Origin of the sequence: Streptomyces verrucosisporus (assembly GCF_017114865.1) — a bacterium.
In the GTDB taxonomy this organism is placed as follows: domain Bacteria; phylum Actinomycetota; class Actinomycetes; order Streptomycetales; family Streptomycetaceae; genus Streptomyces; species Streptomyces fenghuangensis.
The window spans coordinates 393,812-411,428 of sequence record NZ_JADEYH010000001.1 but is presented as its reverse complement, the minus strand read 5'-3'; the positions used below and the strand labels follow the sequence as shown (position 1 = coordinate 411,428).

At 73.4% G+C, this 17,617-nt stretch carries 18 protein-coding genes and 1 pseudogene; 9 read left to right on the top strand and 10 right to left on the bottom strand.

Annotated elements, in window-relative coordinates:
* Window positions 1–253: 253 nt before the first annotated feature.
* Window positions 254–1,000: a VIT1/CCC1 transporter family protein gene (locus tag IQ279_RS01925; protein WP_206346667.1), complete on the bottom strand. Its 747-nt coding sequence runs from the start codon at window positions 998–1,000 to the stop codon at window positions 254–256.
* Between the two features lie 196 nt (window positions 1,001–1,196).
* Window positions 1,197–2,180, bottom strand: a complete 984-nt coding sequence (gene lgt / locus IQ279_RS01920; protein WP_206346472.1) for a prolipoprotein diacylglyceryl transferase — start codon at window positions 2,178–2,180, stop codon at window positions 1,197–1,199.
* A gap of 338 nt (window positions 2,181–2,518) precedes the next feature.
* Here lgt and IQ279_RS01915 point away from each other — a divergent pair, with 338 nt between their 5' ends.
* The 6 genes from IQ279_RS01915 to IQ279_RS01890 all read left to right on the top strand — a co-directional run bounded on the left by IQ279_RS01915 (window position 2,519) and on the right by IQ279_RS01890 (window position 8,581).
* Window positions 2,519–2,908, top strand: a complete 390-nt coding sequence (locus IQ279_RS01915; RefSeq protein ID WP_307792024.1) for a DUF485 domain-containing protein — start codon at window positions 2,519–2,521, stop codon at window positions 2,906–2,908.
* On the top strand, window positions 2,905–4,605 hold the full coding sequence (locus IQ279_RS01910; protein ID WP_206346470.1) for a monocarboxylic acid transporter: 1,701 nt from the start codon (window positions 2,905–2,907) through the stop codon (window positions 4,603–4,605). The genes IQ279_RS01915 and IQ279_RS01910 overlap by 4 nt, the downstream gene beginning before the upstream one ends.
* A 187-nt stretch (window positions 4,606–4,792) precedes the next feature.
* Window positions 4,793–5,899, top strand: a complete 1,107-nt coding sequence (locus IQ279_RS01905; RefSeq protein WP_307792022.1) for a sensor histidine kinase — start codon at window positions 4,793–4,795, stop codon at window positions 5,897–5,899.
* Window positions 5,896–6,684, top strand: coding sequence for a LytR/AlgR family response regulator transcription factor (locus IQ279_RS01900; protein WP_206346469.1), 789 nt, complete (start codon window positions 5,896–5,898; stop codon window positions 6,682–6,684). Before IQ279_RS01905 ends, IQ279_RS01900 begins: the two co-directional genes overlap by 4 nt.
* Window positions 6,681–7,112 (top strand): hypothetical protein, encoded by a 432-nt coding sequence (locus IQ279_RS01895; RefSeq protein WP_206346468.1) that lies wholly within the window; start codon window positions 6,681–6,683, stop codon window positions 7,110–7,112. The genes IQ279_RS01900 and IQ279_RS01895 overlap by 4 nt, the downstream gene beginning before the upstream one ends.
* Window positions 7,109–8,581, top strand: a complete 1,473-nt coding sequence (locus tag IQ279_RS01890) for a sodium/solute symporter (RefSeq protein WP_206346467.1) — start codon at window positions 7,109–7,111, stop codon at window positions 8,579–8,581. Before IQ279_RS01895 ends, IQ279_RS01890 begins: the two co-directional genes overlap by 4 nt.
* 119 nt (window positions 8,582–8,700) lie before the next feature.
* Here the strand turns inward: IQ279_RS01890 and trpA are convergent, their stop codons facing one another.
* From trpA to hisI, 8 genes are all read right to left on the bottom strand, one after another.
* Window positions 8,701–9,519, bottom strand: a complete 819-nt coding sequence (gene trpA / locus IQ279_RS01885; RefSeq protein ID WP_206346466.1) for a tryptophan synthase subunit alpha — start codon at window positions 9,517–9,519, stop codon at window positions 8,701–8,703.
* Window positions 9,519–10,769 (bottom strand): tryptophan synthase subunit beta, encoded by a 1,251-nt coding sequence (gene trpB / locus IQ279_RS01880; RefSeq protein ID WP_206346465.1) that lies wholly within the window; start codon window positions 10,767–10,769, stop codon window positions 9,519–9,521. The genes trpA and trpB overlap by 1 nt, the downstream gene beginning before the upstream one ends.
* Before the next feature lie 218 nt (window positions 10,770–10,987).
* Window positions 10,988–11,140 carry a tryptophan biosynthesis modulator TrpM gene (gene trpM / locus IQ279_RS01875; RefSeq protein WP_206346464.1) on the bottom strand — a complete coding sequence of 51 codons (153 nt, stop codon included), beginning with the start codon at window positions 11,138–11,140 and terminating at the stop codon, window positions 10,988–10,990.
* Between the two features lie 16 nt (window positions 11,141–11,156).
* Window positions 11,157–11,963 (bottom strand): indole-3-glycerol phosphate synthase TrpC, encoded by an 807-nt coding sequence (gene trpC, locus IQ279_RS01870; protein ID WP_206346463.1) that lies wholly within the window; start codon window positions 11,961–11,963, stop codon window positions 11,157–11,159.
* A gap of 237 nt (window positions 11,964–12,200) precedes the next feature.
* The gene (locus IQ279_RS01865; RefSeq protein WP_206346665.1) at window positions 12,201–12,443 is read right to left on the bottom strand and encodes an HGxxPAAW family protein; all 243 of its coding nucleotides are present in this window, start codon (window positions 12,441–12,443) and stop codon (window positions 12,201–12,203) included.
* 47 nt (window positions 12,444–12,490) lie between these two features.
* Window positions 12,491–13,159 (bottom strand): TIGR02234 family membrane protein, encoded by a 669-nt coding sequence (locus IQ279_RS01860; protein WP_206346462.1) that lies wholly within the window; start codon window positions 13,157–13,159, stop codon window positions 12,491–12,493.
* A complete protein-coding gene (locus IQ279_RS01855) occupies window positions 13,156–14,703 on the bottom strand; it encodes an anthranilate synthase component I (RefSeq protein ID WP_206346461.1) in 1,548 nt (515 codons plus the stop codon). Before IQ279_RS01855 ends, IQ279_RS01860 begins: the two co-directional genes overlap by 4 nt.
* Window positions 14,700–15,083 carry a phosphoribosyl-AMP cyclohydrolase gene (gene hisI / locus IQ279_RS01850; RefSeq protein ID WP_206346460.1) on the bottom strand — a complete coding sequence of 128 codons (384 nt, stop codon included), beginning with the start codon at window positions 15,081–15,083 and terminating at the stop codon, window positions 14,700–14,702. Before hisI ends, IQ279_RS01855 begins: the two co-directional genes overlap by 4 nt.
* Window positions 15,084–15,242: 159 nt before the next feature.
* On the opposite strand from hisI, the gene IQ279_RS01845 reads away from it, so the two are divergent.
* The 3 genes and pseudogenes from IQ279_RS01845 (at window position 15,243) to IQ279_RS01835 (ending at window position 17,596) form a co-directional block, all read left to right on the top strand.
* The gene (locus IQ279_RS01845) at window positions 15,243–16,085 is read left to right on the top strand and encodes a hypothetical protein (RefSeq protein ID WP_206346459.1); all 843 of its coding nucleotides are present in this window, start codon (window positions 15,243–15,245) and stop codon (window positions 16,083–16,085) included.
* A gap of 51 nt (window positions 16,086–16,136) precedes the next feature.
* The gene (locus IQ279_RS01840) at window positions 16,137–16,769 is read left to right on the top strand and encodes a TIGR03085 family metal-binding protein (RefSeq protein ID WP_206346458.1); all 633 of its coding nucleotides are present in this window, start codon (window positions 16,137–16,139) and stop codon (window positions 16,767–16,769) included.
* Between the two features lie 117 nt (window positions 16,770–16,886).
* Window positions 16,887–17,596, top strand: a pseudogene (locus IQ279_RS01835) (MBL fold metallo-hydrolase).
* Window positions 17,597–17,617 lie beyond the last annotated feature (21 nt).

The window sequence follows — 17,617 nt, the reverse complement described above, 5'->3', positions numbered from 1 at the left end:
CCGAAGGGTGGACACCTCGGTCCATCATGCGGACCTACATTGGGGTCGAATCGGACATACGGCGTACATCCGCCGCGTGGATTCGGGTGACGCCGGCGACACTGCCAGAAGCGCTCATTGTTCATTCCCAACGGTGACACGGTTGAAACCGGCGGGTAATAGACGAGCGGAGAATTCCGGAGTTGAACGGATCACAGCCGGACAGGCCGCACCGGGCGGGCCGGGCCGGGTGCGGGCCCGCGCGGCGGGCTCGTCACCCCACGGCCACTCCGAACAGGGTACCGAGCCCGTAGGTCACCGCGGCGGCCGCGCCCCCCAGGGTGAGCTGCCGCAGCCCGCTGTACCACCACGGGCGCACGGTGATCTTGGAGACCAGCACACCGCACAGGAACAGGCCCAGCAGCGCCACCAGCACCGCGGGCCACAGCGCGGCGGCCCCCAGCAGATAGGGCAGCACGGGTATCAGCGCGCCCACCGCGAAGGCGCCGAAGGAGGACACCGCGGCGACCACGGGCGAGGGCAGCTCGCCCGGGTCCACGCCCAGCTCCTCGCGCGCGTGGATCTCCAGTGCCTGTTCGGGGTCCCTGGACAGCTGCTCGGCGACCTCCGCCGCCAGCTTGGGCTCCACGCCGCGGCCCACGTACAGCTCGGCCAGCTCCCGCTGCTCGTCCTCGGGGTTGCGGCGCAGCTCGCGCCGCTCCACGTCCAGCTCGGCCAGGACCAGCTCGCGCTGGGAGGCCACCGAGGTGTACTCGCCGGCCGCCATGGAGAAGGCTCCGGCCGCCAGTCCGGCCAGACCGCTGATGATGATCACGTTGCGGTCCACGTCACCGCCGGCGACGCCCGTCATCAGGGCGAGGTTGGAGACCAGCCCGTCCATCGCCCCGAAGACGGCCGGACGCAGCCAGCCGCCGGTCACGTCGCGGTGGGTGTGGTTGTCGCGGTGCGCGGAGTTCGGGGCTCCGGGCCGCAGGGTGATCTCGGTCCCGTCTCCGGCCATGGACGACATCCGTCTGCGCCTCCTGTTTCCCCCGTCTGGTGCCCGACGTCTCGACAGTACGTCCATCCCGGGGTGCGATTCCAGCAAGGCAGGCCGAACTTACCTCTCTGACCTGCGCTTTCGCCGTCACACGGAGAAGGCCCCGGCCGCGCCGGAGTGGCGCGGCCGGGGCCTGTGCGGTTCTCCCGCCGCCGGGTCAGCCCGTGGTGGAGGCGGACGTCCCTCCGGCGGGTTCGGCGCGCTCCGGTCCGCCGGCCCGGTCCCCCGCGGCCTTCCCCGTGCCCTCGGCGGAGCCCTCCGCCGTCGCGCCGCCGTCGGTGCCGTCGGTGCCGTCGGGATCATCGGAGGGACCGGCGTCGCCGGCCCCCTCCGCCGCCGGCTCCACCACGTCCTCACGCCCGGGGCGGAGCCTGGCCGAGAGGACGATGTAGGCCACCGCCGCCAGGAAGACGACGATCGAGGTCCAGTTGTTCAGACGCAGGCCCCAGATCTCGTGGGCCTCGTCGATGCGCAGGTACTCGATCCAGAAACGCCCCGCCGTGTAGGCCGCGACGTACAGCGCGAAGGCGCGGCCGTGGCCGAGGCGGAAGCGGTGGTCGGCCCAGATCACCAGCAGGGCCACACCCACGCACCACAGCGACTCGTACAGGAAGGTGGGGTGGAAGGTGCCGGTGTCGACGCCGTTGTCGATCTCCACGGCCCACGGCAGGTCCGTGGGGCGCCCGTACAGCTCCTGGTTGAACCAGTTGCCCCAGCGGCCGATGGCCTGGGCGAGCGCGATGCCGGGCGCGATGGCGTCCGCGTAGGCGGGCAGCGGGATGCCCCTCCTGCGACAGGCGATCCAGGCGCCCACCGCGCCCAGCGCGATCGCTCCCCAGATGCCGAGGCCGCCCTCCCAGATCTTGAAGGCGTCGACCCAGTTGCGGCCCTCGCCGAAGTAGAGCTGGTAGTCGGTGACGACGTGGTAGAGACGGCCGCCGACCAGGCCGAACGGCACCGCCCACACGGCGATGTCGGCGACCGTGCCGGGCTGTCCGCCGCGGGCGACCCAGCGCCTCCCGCCGAGCCAGACCGCGACGAAGACACCGAGGATGATGCAGAACGCGTAGCCCCGCAGCGGGATCGGTCCGATGACGATCTCGCCCGACGACGGGCTGGGGATGAAGGCAAGGGTTTCCATGACGCCACGAACGCTACCGTGCCTCGCCCCCGGGCGCCGCTTCGCCCGGCAACGGGTGCGTAACGCGCCTGCGGACGGTGTGAAGCACGGCGCGTACGGAGGCGGCCCGCGTCCGGGTGTGCGCTCCGCCGCCGCTTCCCCCGCAGGGGTGACCGCTCGGCGCGGAAAGGCGACCGTTCGGCGCACGACAGTCTACCGTTCGGCGCGCGTATCCGGCGTTCGCCGCACACCGCGATCAGCTTCTTCACCGCGAGTGTGACGCACCTTACGTTCCCCGCATTCCTTTTCCGCTCCCGTACGTCGTGTCGTATCGCGTCGTGTCGATGAAGGAGGCGGCAGTGTCCGCAGACCGTCTACAACAAACCCTGGACCCCGCCGGGGACGCGGAGGACCGCATGGTGGCCATGCACAGCGATCCGCGTTTCGACCAGCTCAGGCGGAGCCTGATGAGGTTCGTGCTCCCGGTGAGCGTCGGCTTCCTCGCCTGGTACCTGCTGTACGTGCTGATGTCCGCCTACGCCCGTGACGTGATGTCCACGGTCCTGTTCGGCGACGTCAACGTGGCCCTGGTGTTCGGCGTCCTCCAGTTCGCCAGCACCTTCGGCATCGCGATCATGTACGCGCGCTACGCCGACCGGAAGGTCGACCCGCTCGCGGACGACCTGCGGACCGAGCTGACCGGTGCGGCCGCGGGCGCGTCCGCCGGCCGGACGGGAGGACGGGCATGACGACCACCGCTTCCCACGCGCTCCTGGCGGCCGAGGAGGTCAGCTCCAGCAGCCGCACCCTGACCATCCTGGTGTTCATCGTCATGATCGCCGTGACGCTCGGCGTCACGGTGTGGGCGGGCCGCCAGACGAAGTCCGCGGCCGACTTCCACTCCGGCGGGCGCGAGTTCTCCGGTATGCAGAACGGCTTCGCCATCGGCAGCGACTACATGTCCGCCGCCTCCTTCCTGGGCATCGCGGGCATGATCGCGCTGTTCGGCTACGACGGTTTCCTCTACTCCATCGGCTTCCTCGTCGCCTGGCTGGTGGCCCTGCTGCTGGTCGCCGAGCTGCTGAGGAACTCCGGCCGGTTCACCATGGCGGACGTGCTGTCGTACCGGATGCAGCAGCGCCCGGTGCGCACCGCCGCGGCCGTGTCCACCATCACCGTGTCGATCTTCTACCTGCTGGCCCAGATGGTCGGCGCCGGTGCGGTGGTCGCCCTTCTGCTGGGCATCCAGCCGGGCGAGACGTACCTGGGCATGGACGCCGACACCGCCAAGATCGTGGGCATCGTCGTCGTCGGCATCCTGATGACCCTGTACGTGACCTTCGGCGGCATGAAGGGCACCACCTGGGTGCAGATCATCAAGGCCGGCATGCTGATGGGCGGCACCATCGTCCTGGCCGCCCTGGTGATGGCCATCTACGGCTTCGACTTCGGCGAGCTGATGAGCGACGCCTCGAACGCCAGCGGCGCCGGGCAGTCCTTCCTGGAACCGGGGCTGCGGTTCGGCGTCGAGGTGCCCGGTGACGCCCTGCAGACGATGTGGAACAAGCTCGACCTGATCAGCCTCGGTCTGGCCCTGGTGCTGGGCACCGCGGGTCTGCCGCACATCCTGATCCGCTTCTACACCGTCCCGGACTCCAAGGCCGCCCGCAAGTCCGTCAACTGGGGCATCGGCCTGATCGGCTCGTTCTACCTGATGACCCTGATCCTGGGCTTCGGCGCCGCGGCCCTGGTGGGCAAGGAGGCCATCACCGCCCAGGACGCGGCGGGCAACACCGCCGCGCCGCAGCTGGCCCGGGAGGTCGGTGAGCACTTCGGCGGCGAGTTCTTCGGCTCGGTGATGCTGGCGGTCATCGCGGCCGTCGCCTTCGCGGCGATCCTGTCCACGGTGGCCGGTCTGGTCATCGCCTCCTCCTCGTCCCTGGCGCACGACTTCTACAACAGCGTGGTGCGCAAGGGCCGGGCGTCCGAGCACGAGGAGATCAAGGTCGCCCGTCTGTCGGCCTTCGGCATCGGCGCCGCGTCGATCGTCCTGGCGATCTTCGCCCAGAGCCTCAACGTGGCCTTCCTGGTCGGTCTGGCCTTCGCCATCGCCGCCTCGGCCAACCTGCCGACCCTGCTGCTGAGCCTGTTCTGGAAGAGGTTCAACACCCGGGGCGCGGTCGCCGGCATCTACGGCGGTCTGATCAGCGCGGTCGGTCTGGTGGTCTTCTCGCCGGTGTTCTCCGGCACCGAGAAGGCGCTGCTCCCGGGCATCGACATCGCCTGGTTCCCGCTGACCAACCCGGGCCTGGTGTCCATCCCGCTCGGTCTGCTGTGCGCGATCGTCGGCACGCTGTCCTCGGGCGAGAGCAACCCGCGGCGTTTCGCCGAGCTCCAGGTGCGGGCCCTGACCGGGGCCGGCGCCGAGGGCGCGGCCAAGCACTGACCGCACCCCGGACCGGGCCCGCCCATCCCCCCCGGCGGGCCCTTCGGGCACCCGGTGGCGGGTGCCTCTACACCGGCGTGACCCCCCACATCCTGGCGCCGGTCCCGCCACCGGGCCCCATGGGGAGTCCTTCGAAGCGGGTTCGAAGGACTCCCCATCACCATTTGTCACGTTATACGGTCGCACTGTGGTCAGAGGATCGTGGAGAGGCGCCCGCCGCGGACGGCCGGGCCGGAGTGGCCCGGCCGGGTCCGGCCTGCCCGGGGCCATCGGCGTCCTGCGGGAGGTGCGGCTGATCGGCGCGGACCTCCAGGACGGTCTGCACGGCAGCCGGGCCCTGGCCGCGGTCCGCCGGATCCGGCGGCTGGTGGGCGCCGAGGCCGTCGTACTCGCCGACCTCGACGGGCCCGTCGCCCGGCACGGTGCGCTGCCTCAGGGCACCGACCTGGACGCGGTGCTCGCCCAGGTGTACGAGCACGGCACCGTCTTCCGCAAGCCCCCGCTGTGCGCGGCCCCGCTGCTGGTGGCGGACGAGCTGACCGGCTGCCTGGTGGTCGGCGGTTCCGCGGACGGGCGGGCGCTGGACGAGGCCGAGGTGGCCGAGGTGGCCGAGCTGGTGTCGCAGGCGCTGGACCACACCGAGCTGCGCAGCGCCCGCGCCCGGATCGCGGCGGCGGACCTGCGCACCCTGCGGGCCCAGATATCCCCGCACTTCGTCCACAACTCCCTGGCCGTCATCGCCGCGCACATCCGCACCGATCCCGGCCGCGCCCGCCGCCTGCTCACCGACTTCGCCGACTACCTGCGCTACAGCTTCTCCACGGCCGGCGACTACGTGACGGTCGCCGACGAGCTCCAGGCCACCCAGACGTACCTGGAGCTGCAGCGCGCCCGGTTCGACGACCGGATGGAGATCACCGTCCGGATGGCCCCGGAGATTCTTCCCGTCGCCATACCCTTCCTCGTCGTCCAGCCCATAGTGGAAAATGCCGTGCGCCACGGTCTGGAGAAGAAGGCCGGACCCGGGCACATCGGCGTCTCGGGGTTCGGCGAGGGCCCGCTGTGCGTCATCGAGATCGAGGACGACGGAGTGGGCATGGAGCCGGAACTCGCACGGGCGATCCTCGCCGGAGTCGGCCCTCCCGCCAGGAACGTCGGTCTGGCCAACGTGGACCGGCGGCTCCGTACCGTGTACGGACCGGAGTACGGCCTCGTCATCGAGACCGCGCCCGGCAACGGCACCAAGGTGACCATCAGGGTGCCGCGATTCATGCGAGGAGTGGTTACCGAATGAGCAGCGTGCCGCGGGCCCTTCGGGTCCTCGTCGTCGAGGACGAGACATCCACCCGCGAGGAGCTCGCCGACCTCCTGGCGGACACACCGGAGGTCGGCGAGGTGTACGCCGCCGAGAGCGGCGCCCGGGCGGTGCAGCTGCTGGGTGCGACCGCCTTCGACGCCGTCTTCCTGGACATCTCCATGCCGGGGCTGGACGGCATGGACGTGGCCCGGGTCATCAGCCAGCTCTCGGCACCGCCCTCCATCGTCTTCGTCACCGCCTCGGAGTCCCACGCCATCGAGGCGTTCGGCATCGGGGCGGTGGACTACCTGCTCAAGCCCGTCCGGCCCGAGCGGCTGGCCGAGTCGGTGGCCCGGATCGGCGCCACCGGGCGGGCCGCGGCGGGCGGCGGCGCGGACGAGGTGGGGGGACCGCGCGACGAGCTGGCGGTCGTCCAGATCGACCACGGCCGCCGGACGGTGTTCGTGCGCCGCGACGACGTCCAGTTCGTGGAGGCGCACGGCGACTACATACGGCTGCACACCGGGCAGGGCACTCATCTGATCCGGCTGTCGCTGTCGTATCTGGAGGAGATATGGGCTCCGGCGGGCTTCGTGCGGGTGCACCGCGGCTATCTGGTGGCCGTCGGCTGGGTCCACGACCTGCGGGTCACCAGCTCCTCGGGGCTGGTGGCGTGCACTCCGGCCGGTGACGTGCCGGTCAGCCGCCGCCACGCCCGGAGCCTGAAGGAGCAGTTGCTGGAGGCGGCGCGCAGCGGCCGGCTGGGCAGGGCGGCCCGGTGAAGAGCCCGGTCAAGGGCGGCCAGCTCGGCGGTCCGCGCCGGGTGAAGGTCACCAGCCCGCAGACCCGTATCGCCCTGGCCCGCGGGCACCGCCGCCATCCGCAGCTGCTGCCGCTGCCCGCGCCGGCCGACGCCGAGGCCGCCCGCGCCGTGTTCGCCGCGCAGCGCCGCACCGCGCTGCGGACGGTGACCCTGCTGGGAGCGGTGCTGCTCGGCTCCAGCGGGACGATCGCGGCGCTGCCGGTGCTGGACCGGCTCCACGTGGCGGGCGTGCCGGTGTCGTGGCTGGTGCTGGTGGTGGCCACCTACCCGGTGCTGCTGCTGCTCGCCCTGTGCCATGTGCGCCGTGCCGAGCGCGCGGAGAGCTCCGCGAGCACGGACACGGGTACGGGTGCGGGGGCCGGTACGGGTGCGGGGGCCGGTCCGTGACCGCCGTGACCGCGATCGGCCTGGTCCTGGCCGCCAGCCTGGCCATCGGCCTGTACGGCGTCCACGCGGCCCGCACCAGCCCGGACTTCCTGGTCGCCTCCCGCCGTATCGCCCCCGGCTGGAACGCCATGGCGATCGCCGGGGAGTACGTGTCGGCCGCCTCGGTGCTCGGTCTGGCCGGGCTGATGCTCAAGGACGGCGTCGGGGCGATGTGGTACGCGGTCGGCTTCACCGCCGGGTACGTCGCGGTGGTGGCGCTGGTGGCCGGGCCGATGCGGCGCTCGGGGGCGTTCACGGTGCCCGACTTCGCCGAGTACCGGCTGGGCTCGCCGGCGATCCGCAAGCTGTGCGGGGTGATCGTGCTGGTGATCATGTGGCTCTATCTGGTGCCGCAGTTCAAGGGCGCCGGTGTGGTCCTGAGCCTGGTCAGCGGTACACCGTACTGGGTGGGCGTGGTGCTGGCCGGGCTGGTGGTGAGCGCTTCGATCGCGGTGGGCGGCATGCGGTCGGCCACCTACGTCCAGGCGTTCCACTACCTGGTCAAGCTGGCCTTCATCGCCGTGCCGGCGATCTACCTGATCGTGCACGTCGGCGCGGACACGCGCGCCGAGGCGCTGCGGCCGGTCCGGGAGACGGGTCCGGCCGCCGAGGAGTGGACCCGCCCGCTGATCGACATCCAGGGTGCGGGGATGCCGCTGCTGTCCACCTGGTCGGTGCTGCTGGCCACCACGCTGGGGGCCATCGGGCTGCCCCATGTGATCATGCGCTTCCACACCAGCCCCACCGCCCGGGCCGCCCGCCGGGTGGCCGTGCTGGTGATCGGTCTGCTGGGCCTGTTCTACCTGTTCCCGGCCGTCTACGGGCTGCTGGGGCGGGTGCTGACCCCGCACCTGGTGCACAGCAACGCCACCGACACCGTCTCCGTCGTCCTGCCGGGGGTGGCCGTCCCGGGGACGCTGGGGAGTGTGCTGACGGCGCTGGTGGCCACCGGCGCGTTCGCCGCTTTCCTGTCCACTTCCTCCGGGCTGCTGCTGGCCCTGGCCGGCGGGCTCTCCCACGACCTGTTCGGCGGCGGGGTGACCAGGCTGCGCCTGGCGGTGGCGGCGGGTGCGCTGGTGGCGGTGCTGCTGTCGCTGCCCGCCGCGCACCTGGACATCAACGTGGTGGTCGGCTGGGCGTTCGCGGTGGCGGCCTCCACGTTCTGCCCGCTGCTGGTGCTGGGCATCTGGTGGACGCGGCTGACGGTCGCGGGCGCGGCGGCCGGGCTGGCCACCGGGGTGGTCACGGCGACGGGGGCCGCGGTGCTGTCCGCCCTCACGCAGCCGTCGTCGGCCTGGCTGACCGTGCTGCTGGCGCAGCCCGCCGCCTGGACCGTTCCGCTGGCGTTCCTCACGATGATCGCGGTTTCGCTGCGCGGCGTTCCGGCCGACTGGTCCGAGCGCGCCGTGCTGCGGCTGCACGCCCCCTGACGGGCGCACGGTCTCCCGAGGGGGTACGCGAGCGCCCGGGATATGCGCGGGCCCGGGGGCGCACGGCCGTCCGCCGTACGCCCCCGGGCCCGTTCTCGCGCCTTCGCCCCGGGCCCCGCTCAGCCGCGGCGCCGTACGCCCTCGGCCAGCTCTCCGGCGAGTTCGCGGACCGCGGCCAGGCCGGCCTCCGGGTCGCCCTCGTGGTCCAGCAGCCGCTTGACGAAGGCCGAGCCGACGATGACGCCGTCCGCGAAGGCGGCCACCTCCGCGGCCTGCCGCGCGTTCGAGACGCCCAGTCCGACGCAGACCGGCAGGTCGGTGGTGGCGCGGGTACGGCGCACCAGTTCCTGTGCCTCCTGCCCCACCGACTCGCGGGTGCCGGTGACGCCCATCAGGGAGGCGGCGTAGACGAAGCCGCTGCCGGCCTCGGTGATCCTCGCCAGCCGCTCGTCGCGGCTGCTGGGGGCGACCACGAAGACGGTCGCCAGACCGTGCTGCTCGGCGGCCTTGCGCCACACCTCGGACTCCTCGACCGGCAGGTCGGGCAGGATGCAGCCGGCACCGCCCGCCTCGGCCAGCTCGGCGGCGAACCGCTCGGCGCCGTAGCGGTCGACGGGGTTCCAGTACGTCATGCACAGCACCGGCGCGCCGGTGGCGGCGTGCGTCTCGCGCACGGTGCGCAGCACGTCCGCGATGCGCACCCCGCCGCGCAGGGCGATGTCGTCGGCGGTCTGGATGACCGGCCCGTCCAGCACCGGGTCGCTGTGCGGCAGTCCGACCTCGACGATGTCGCAGCCGCCCTCCAGCAGGGCGGTGCAGGCGGCGATGCCGCCGTCAGCGGTGGGGAAGCCCGCGGGCAGGTAGCCCACCAGGGCGGCCCGCCCCTCGTCCTTCGCCTCCGCCAGGACGCGTCCCAGCAGTTCCGCACGGCCCGCCATCACTCGGCCCCCTTCGCGGTGTCCGCACCGTCGTACAGCCCGAAGTAGCGGGCGGCGGTGTCCATGTCCTTGTCGCCGCGGCCGGAGAGGTTCACCAGCAGCAGCCCCTCCGGGCCCAGCTCGCGGCCGACCTCCAGGGCGCCGGCCAGCGCGTGCGCGCTCTCGATGGCCGGGATGATGCCCTCGGTCTCCGACAGCAGGCGCAGCGCCCGCATCGCCTCGTCGTCGGTGACCGGGCGGTACTCGCCGCGCCCGGTGTCCTTGAGGTAGGAGTGCTCCGGGCCGATGCCGGGGTAGTCCAGTCCGGCGGAGATGGAGTACGGCTCTGTGATCTGGCCCTCGTCGTCCTGCAGGACGTAGGAGCGCGAGCCGTGCAGGATGCCCGGCTCACCGGCCGTCAGGGTGGCCGCGTGCTCGCCGGAGTCCACGCCGTGCCCGGCGGCCTCCAGTCCGATCAGGCGCACGGAGGTGTCGGGGATGAAGGCGTGGAACAGGCCGATGGCGTTGGAGCCGCCGCCGACGCAGGCCAGCGCGGCGTCCGGCAGCCGCCCGGTGCGCTGAAGGATCTGCCGCCGGGCCTCGACTCCGATGACGCGGTGGAAGTCGCGCACCAGGGCCGGGAAGGGGTGGGGGCCGGCGACGGTGCCGAAGAGGTAGTGGGTGCGGTCGACGTTGGCGACCCAGTCGCGGAACGCCTCGTTGATGGCGTCCTTCAGGGTGCGGCTGCCGGAGGTGACGGGGATCACCTCGGCGCCCAGCATCCGCATCCGGGCGACGTTGAGCGCCTGGCGCTGGGTGTCGATCTCGCCCATGTAGACGGTGCACTCCAGGCCGAACAGGGCGCACGCGGTCGCGGTGGCGACGCCGTGCTGGCCCGCGCCGGTCTCGGCGATGACGCGGGTCTTGCCCATGCGCCGGGTCAGCAGCGCCTGCCCCAGCACGTTGTTGATCTTGTGCGAGCCGGTGTGGTTGAGGTCCTCGCGCTTGAGGAAGACCCGGGCGCCACCCGCGTGCTCGGCGAACCGCCGCACCTCGGTCAGCGCGCTGGGCCGGCCGGTGTAGTTGACGAGCAGGTCCTCCAGCTCGGCGGCGAAGGCGGGATCGGCCTTGGCCTTCTCGTACTCGGCGGCGACCTCGTCCACGGCGGCGACGAGCGCCTCCGGGATGAACTTGCCGCCGAAGGCGCCGAAGTAGCCCTCGGCGGTCGGCACCCGGCCCTCGGGGTCGGGAACGAAGAAGTCGGTGGACATCCGACATGCTCCTTGTCGGGGCGCATGCCCCAGAAAGGGGTGGTCACGTGAGGCGGTGTGCCGCACCGGCCCGACGGAGACGGCAAGAGCCCGGAAGAGCGGGTGCGGCGGTGCGGCCGGGCGGGGTGCGCGGCCGGTGGTAGGGCCCGCGCGGGAGCCCGCCGACGGCCCGCGGGCCGTCGGCGGCCCGGCGGTACGGCCGGGGCGGGGTGCGCCGTTCAGCGCCCGGCCCGCTCAGGCCATCGCCTGCCGTTGACCTGCCCCGGCTCGCAGCCGATGTGGTAGCGCACACGCCGCCCCAGCACCCGGCGCGCGGGCGCGCGGCAGCCGCGGGGGCGGCAGCCGGGGGCGAGGCGGGCGGACAGGGCCATCGCGGTCGTTCCCGCCTCAGTTCCCGTGCCGCAGGGCGGGGTGGGCGCCGGCGGCGACCAGGTCGGCCACGGCAGCCCTCGGGTCCTTCCCCGTGACCAGGGACTCGCCGACGAGCACCGCGTCGGCGCCCTCGTTGGCGTAGGCGATCAGGTCGTGCGGGCCGCGTACGCCCGACTCGGCGACCCTCACCACGCCCTCGGGGACCTCGGGGGCGACCCGGGCGAAGGTGCCGCGGTCGACCTCCAGGGTCTTGAGGTTTCGCGCGTTCACGCCGATGACCTTGGCCCCGGCGTCCACCGCGCGCTCGACCTCCTCCTCGTCGTGCACCTCGACCAGCGGGGTCAGCCCGATGGACTCGGCACGCTCCACCAGCGACACCAGCGCGTCCTGGTCGAGGGCGGCGACGATCAGCAGGACGAGGTCGGCGCCGTGGGCCCGGGCCTCCCACAGCTGGTAGGAGGTGACGATGAAGTCCTTGCGCAGCACGGGGACGTCCACCCGTCCGCGCACCGCCTCCAGATCGGCCAGCGATCCCCCGAAGCGCCGCTGCTCGGTCAGCACCGAGATGACCGCGGCGCCGCCCGCCTCGTAGTCGGCGGCCAGGGCGGCCGGGTCCGCGATGGCCGCCAGCGCCCCCTTGGAGGGACTGGAGCGCTTGACCTCGCAGATGACCTTGACGCCCTCGCCCTTGAGGGCCGCCACGCCGTCGCGCGGGCGCGGCGCACGGGCCGCGCGCTCCTTGAGCTCGTCGAGGCCCACACGCGCCTGCCGCTCGGCGAGGTCGGCGCGGACCCCGTCGATGATCTCGTCGAGCACACTCACGCGAGCGGCCCCCTTCCTGGCTGGCTCGGGCCCCTGCGGCGGGCGCGGGGCTTGTCCGGACACACGGTCACGCACTGCGATGGTATCCGGCCCGGGGCGCGGAACCCGCATCCGGGCGGTCTGGTCCCACATACCGGGCGGTGCGGCCGTGCCGCCGCACGGAGCGGCCGGACACGGAGGGAGCGCGGTGCCGCCCGGCCGGCACCGCGCCGGGGTGAGCCGCCCGGGGCGGCCCCGTCAGGCTTCCACCCGCTCCTTGGACTGGTCCAGGCGGCGGCCGTGGGACTCCTCCGGCTGGCCCATGCCCATCGAGCGCATGACCAGGCCCGCGACGCCGCCGAGGAGGGTGATGACCACACCGACCCAGAACCACACCGGCTCGGCCAGCACGGTGAAGACCGAGGCGATGCAGAAGCCGATGAACGCGATGGTGACGCCGGTCCAGGCGGCAGGGGTGTGTCCGTGGTTGTTGCCCGCCATTGAGTGCTCCTCGTAGGTCCGATCTGGCTCGCTCACCAGCCATTGTGTCAGGACCGGTTTCCGCCGCTCCCGGTGGTGGGGTCCTCCCCCCGGTCCAGGGCCTTCCACAGCTCCTCGGGGCGGTCCGGATCGGCAGCCGCCCGGCGGCTCGCCGCCGTTCCGGCGCCGCCCGCGCGCTCGTGCCGGCCCGACATCGCGGGCCAGCGGCTCCCGTGGCGCAGGGCCAGCAGACCGGCGGCCAGCAGACCGGCGCCGCCCAGGGCGGCGACGTAGGGCCACGGGCCGAAGGAGACGGCCTCGACCGTGCCGCGGGTCAGCCCGCTGGCCTCGGCCGCCCTCGCCTCCAGTGCGCTCCGGTCGCCCGCGCCCAGGAGGGCGGCGGCGACGGTGCCCGCGCCGCACAGCGCCAGCAGCGCGGCGACCAGCGCGCGGCCGGTGCGGCGTACGGCGAAGACGGCGACCAGCGCGGCGAGGCCGACCAGCGCCAGGGCGCTGGGCAGCCCGGTCACCTCACCGCCCTCGACCCGGACGGGCACCTCACCGCGGGCCAGGACGGCGGTGCCCTCGCCCCAGACCCGCCCGGCGGCCACGAGCACCGCGGCGGCGCCCAGCGCGCCGGCGGTCAGCGCGGCGCCCAGCGCTCGCCGCGCGCCCGGGGAGGTTCCGGAACGGGGGGCGGGTCCGGGGGAGGAAGGGGGCGTGTGCGGGGAAATCACTCCACCACGCTACCGCCGAGCCGTCCGGCGGTGTGCACCGCCCTGAGCACCGCCGCGGCCTTGTTGCGGCACTCGGTGTCCTCCGCCGCGGGGTCGGAGTCGGCCACCACCCCGGCGCCCGCCTGGACGTACGCCGTCCCGTCGCGCAGCAGCGCGGTGCGGATGGCGATGGCGGTGTCGGCGTCGCCGGCGAAGTCCAGATAGCCCACGCAGCCGCCGTACAGGCCGCGCCGGGTCGGCTCCAGCTCCTCGATGATCTGCATCGCGCGCGGTTTGGGCGCGCCGGAGAGGGTGCCGGCCGGGAAGCAGGCGGTGAGCGCGTCGAAGGCGGTACGCCCCTTGGCCAGCCGCCCGGTGACCGTGGAGACGATGTGCATCACATGGCTGTAGCGCTCGACGGACATGAAGTCCACGACCTCGACGCTGCCGGGCTCGCAGACCCGGCCCAGGTCGTTGCGGCCCAGGTCGACGAGCATCAGGTGCTCGGCGCGCTCCTTGGAGTCGGCCAGCAGCTCCTCGGCCAGGGCCGCGTCCTCCTGCAAGGTCGCCCCGCGCGGGCGGGTACCGGCGATGGGGTGCATCATCGCGTGCCCGTCCTCGACCTTCACCAGGGCCTCGGGACTGGAGCCGACGACATCGAAGCCGTCCAGGCGCAGCAGGTACATGTACGGGCTGGGGTTGGTGGCGCGCAGCACGCGGTAGACGTCCAGCGCGCTCGCCGGGCAGGGCGCCTGGAAGCGCTGCGAGGGCACCACCTGGAACGCCTCGCCCGCGCGGATGCGCTCCTTGATCTCCTCCACGGCCTCCCGGTAGGCCGCCCCGCCCCACAGGGCCGTGTACTCGGGCAGCTCCGGCGCCGGCAGCGGGGCGGCCATGGCGGGTGCGGGCCGGGCCAGGTCGGCGGCCATGGCGTCCAGGCGGCGCACGGCGTCGGCGTGGGCCTCGTCCACTCCGGTGTCGCGGTCGTTGTGGTTGATGGCGTTGGCGATCAGCAGCACCGTGCCGTCACGGTGGTCGAGGACCGCGAGGTCGGAGGTGAGCATCATGGTCAGCTCGGGCAGCCCCAGGTCGTCGCGGGTGCTGTCGCCGATGCGCTCCAGGCGCCGCACGACGTCGTAGCCCAGGTAGCCGACCATGCCGCCGGTGAAGGGCGGCAGGTCGGCGTCGCGGTGCAGGTCGCGGGGGGTGTGCAGGGCCTCGACGGTGGCGCGCAGGACGTCCAGCGGATCCCCGTCGGCGGGGACGCCGACCGGCGGGGCGCCCAGCCAGTGGGCCCGCCCGTCGCGCACGGTGAGAGTGGCGGAGGTGCGCACGCCGACGAAGGAGTAGCGCGACCAGGTGCGGCCGTTCTCGGCCGACTCCAGCAGGAAGGTGCCGGGGCGCTCGGCGGCGAGTTTGCGGTACAGGGCGATGGGGGTGTCGCCGTCGGCCAGCAGGCGCCGGGTGACCGGGATGACGCGGCGGTCCTTGGCCAGCGTGCGGAAGGTCTCCAGGTCCGGGCAGGTGCCGTGGGAGGTGGTCCGGGAAGTGGCCTGGGCGGTCATGCCGGGCTCCCCTCCCGTGCCGCATCGGGGCCGCTCAGCGGCAGCTCACCGGCGTCGAAGCAGGTGCGGTCCCCGGTGTGGCAGGCGGCGCCCACCTGGTCGACCCTCACCAGCACGGTGTCTCCGTCGCAGTCCAGGGCCACGGACTTCACGTGCTGGACGTGTCCGGAGGTGTCGCCCTTGACCCAGTACTCGCCGCGGCTGCGGCTCCAGTAGGTGCAGCGGCCGGTGGTGAGGGTGCGGTGCAGGGCCTCGTCGTCCATCCAGCCGAGCATCAGCACCTCACCGGTGTCGTACTGCTGGGCGATGGCGGGCACCAGGCCGTCGGCGTTGCGCTTGAGGCGGGCGGCGACGGCGGGGTCGAGTGGGGATCGGGGCATGGGGTCATTGTGCCGCCGCCGCGGCGCCCGCCGCGAACCCCGCCCGAGGACCGGGACGGGCACGGCCCGCGAGTGCGCGCCGCGGGCCGCACGGCCCTGTGGCAGTGTTGTGACGCACCCGGGACTTGGCATGTCCGTGTGGTACGGCATCCTTCCGCCATGAGCTATCCACCGCCGCGTGGCGGCGCGCACAATCCCGGTCCAGGCGGCGGTTTCGGTCCGCCGCAGGGCTTCGGTCCGCCCGAGCGGCCCGGCCCACCCGCGGGCGGTTACGGCTACCCGGTTCCGGGAGGGCCTCCCGGACCGCCCGGAGCCCCGGGAGGGCCCGGCGGCTACGGCTATCCGGGCACGCCCGGCGGTCCCGGCGCGCCCGGCCCCTACCCTCCCCCGCCGGGCGGAGGCGGCGGGGGCAGCGGCGGGAAGGTCGCCGCGATCATCATCGCCGCGGTGCTCGTCGCCGGGCTGATCGTCGGGGGCGTGCTGATGGCCGCCGACGGCGGGAGCGGCGAGAAGCGGGCGGAGTCGAGCGGCACGCCCAGCGCCTCCGCCGAGCCCTCCCCCACCTCCGAGGCGAGCGACGAGCCGGCGCGGGAGCCGTCCGCGGAAGCGCCCACGCCCGACGTGACGGCGATGCCCAGCGACCTCGTGCTGTACGTGGTGCTCGACCCGGGCACCTGTTTCGACCACCCGGCGCTGAGCAGCGATGTCACCGGGGTCGAGGAGCGGCCCTGCGACGGGCCCCACGACGGCGAGGTGATAGCCAACGAGACGATCACCGGCGACTTCGACACCCAGGCGGAGCTGCAGAAGGAGGTCATGTCGCTGTGCAAGGCGGACGTGGAGAAGCGGCTGGCCCGGATGCCGCAGGACAGGACCTACTACTACTACGCCATCTATCCGACGCTGCTGACGTACAACCGCGGTGAGGACCAGGTCACCTGCTCCCTGACGCTCAGCAACAAGGTGGACGGCCCGGAGCTGGACGCGCCACTGCCGGGCTGACCCCGGGCGCGGTGCGTGGCATGGGTCGGCACACGGTCGTAGGGTGGCCGTATGTCGACCCACGCCCGGCGCGAACGCCTTCTGCTCGCCGATCTGTTGGAGACCTACGGCCCCGAGGCGCCCACCCTGTGCGAAGGGTGGCGGACCAGGGAGCTGGCGGCCCACGTCGTGGTGCGCGAGCGCCGCGCGGACGCCGCCGGCGGAATACTCGTCAAGGCGCTGCAACCCCGGCTGGAGCGGGTACAGCAGGAGTTCGCGGCCAAGCCGTACGAGGAGCTGATCCAGCTCATCCGCACCGGGCCGCCGAAGATGTCGCCCTTCTCCCTCAAGCAGGTCGACGAGGCGGCCAACACCGTGGAGTTCTTCGTCCACGGCGAGGACGTCCGGCGGGCCCGGCCGGAGTGGACACCGCGCGAGGTCGACCCGGTCCTCGCCGACGCCCTGTGGCGGCGGCTGGAGACCACCGCCCGCGCCTACGGCCGCCGGTGCCCTGTCGGTCTGGTGCTGCGCCGCCCCAACGGCCAGGTGGCGGTGGCCCGCAAGGGCACCCCCGTGGTCACCGTCACCGGCGAGCCCGGTGAGCTGCTCCTCTTCGTCTCCGGCCGGCAGGACTCGGCACGGGTGGAGCTGGAGGGCGACGAGAAGTCCGTGGCGCGCGTCCGGGAGGCGAAGCTCGGCCTCTGAGGTCCTGGCCACCCTGGAACGCCTGGAGACCCTGGAGGGCCCTGGAAGGCTCTCATCCGTTCAAGCCGACGGCGAACGGCACGGCGCGGTGGCGGTCTACGTGTTCGGATGCACGTCATGGAGACCATCCGAGTACTGCCCGGTCTGCACATGCTCGCCTTCGCCGTCGGCCAGGCGTATCTGTGGCGCGACCCCGGTTCGCTGACCCTGGTGGACGCCGGGAGCGCCGGTTCCGGGCCGCCGTCGCCGAGGCCGTCCGGGAACTGGGTCACGAGCCCGGGGACGTCGACCGCATCGTCCTGACCCACTTCCACGAGGACCACGCCGGCGGCGCCGCCGAACTCGCGGAGCTGACCGGCGCGACCGTCATGGCGCACCGGCTGGACGCGCCGTTCGTCCGGGGCGATGCGCCCGGTCCGCCGCCGGACTTCACCGACGCGCCCGGCTGGGAGCGCGAGCTGTACGAGAACCTGCCCCCGCTGCCCGCGGCCCCGCCGTGCCGGGTGGACCGCGAACTGGCCGACGGCGACGTGGTCGACTTCGGCGGCGGGGCCCGGGTGGTGGCCGCGCCCGGTCACACCGACGGCAGCATCGCGATCCATCTGCCCGCGCACGGAGTGCTCTTCACGGGGGACGCGATCGCGAACGTGGAGGGCCGCACCATCCTGGGGGTATTCAACCTCGACCGTGCCCGCGCGATGGAGTCGTTCCGCCGGCTGGCCGCCCTGGAGACGGAGACCGCCTGCTTCGGGCACGGCGACCCGATCCCCCGGGACGCGGGCGCGGCCCTGCGCAGGGCCGCACGGGCCGCGGGTGACGGCGTATGACCCGGACGGTCCGGCGGGCCG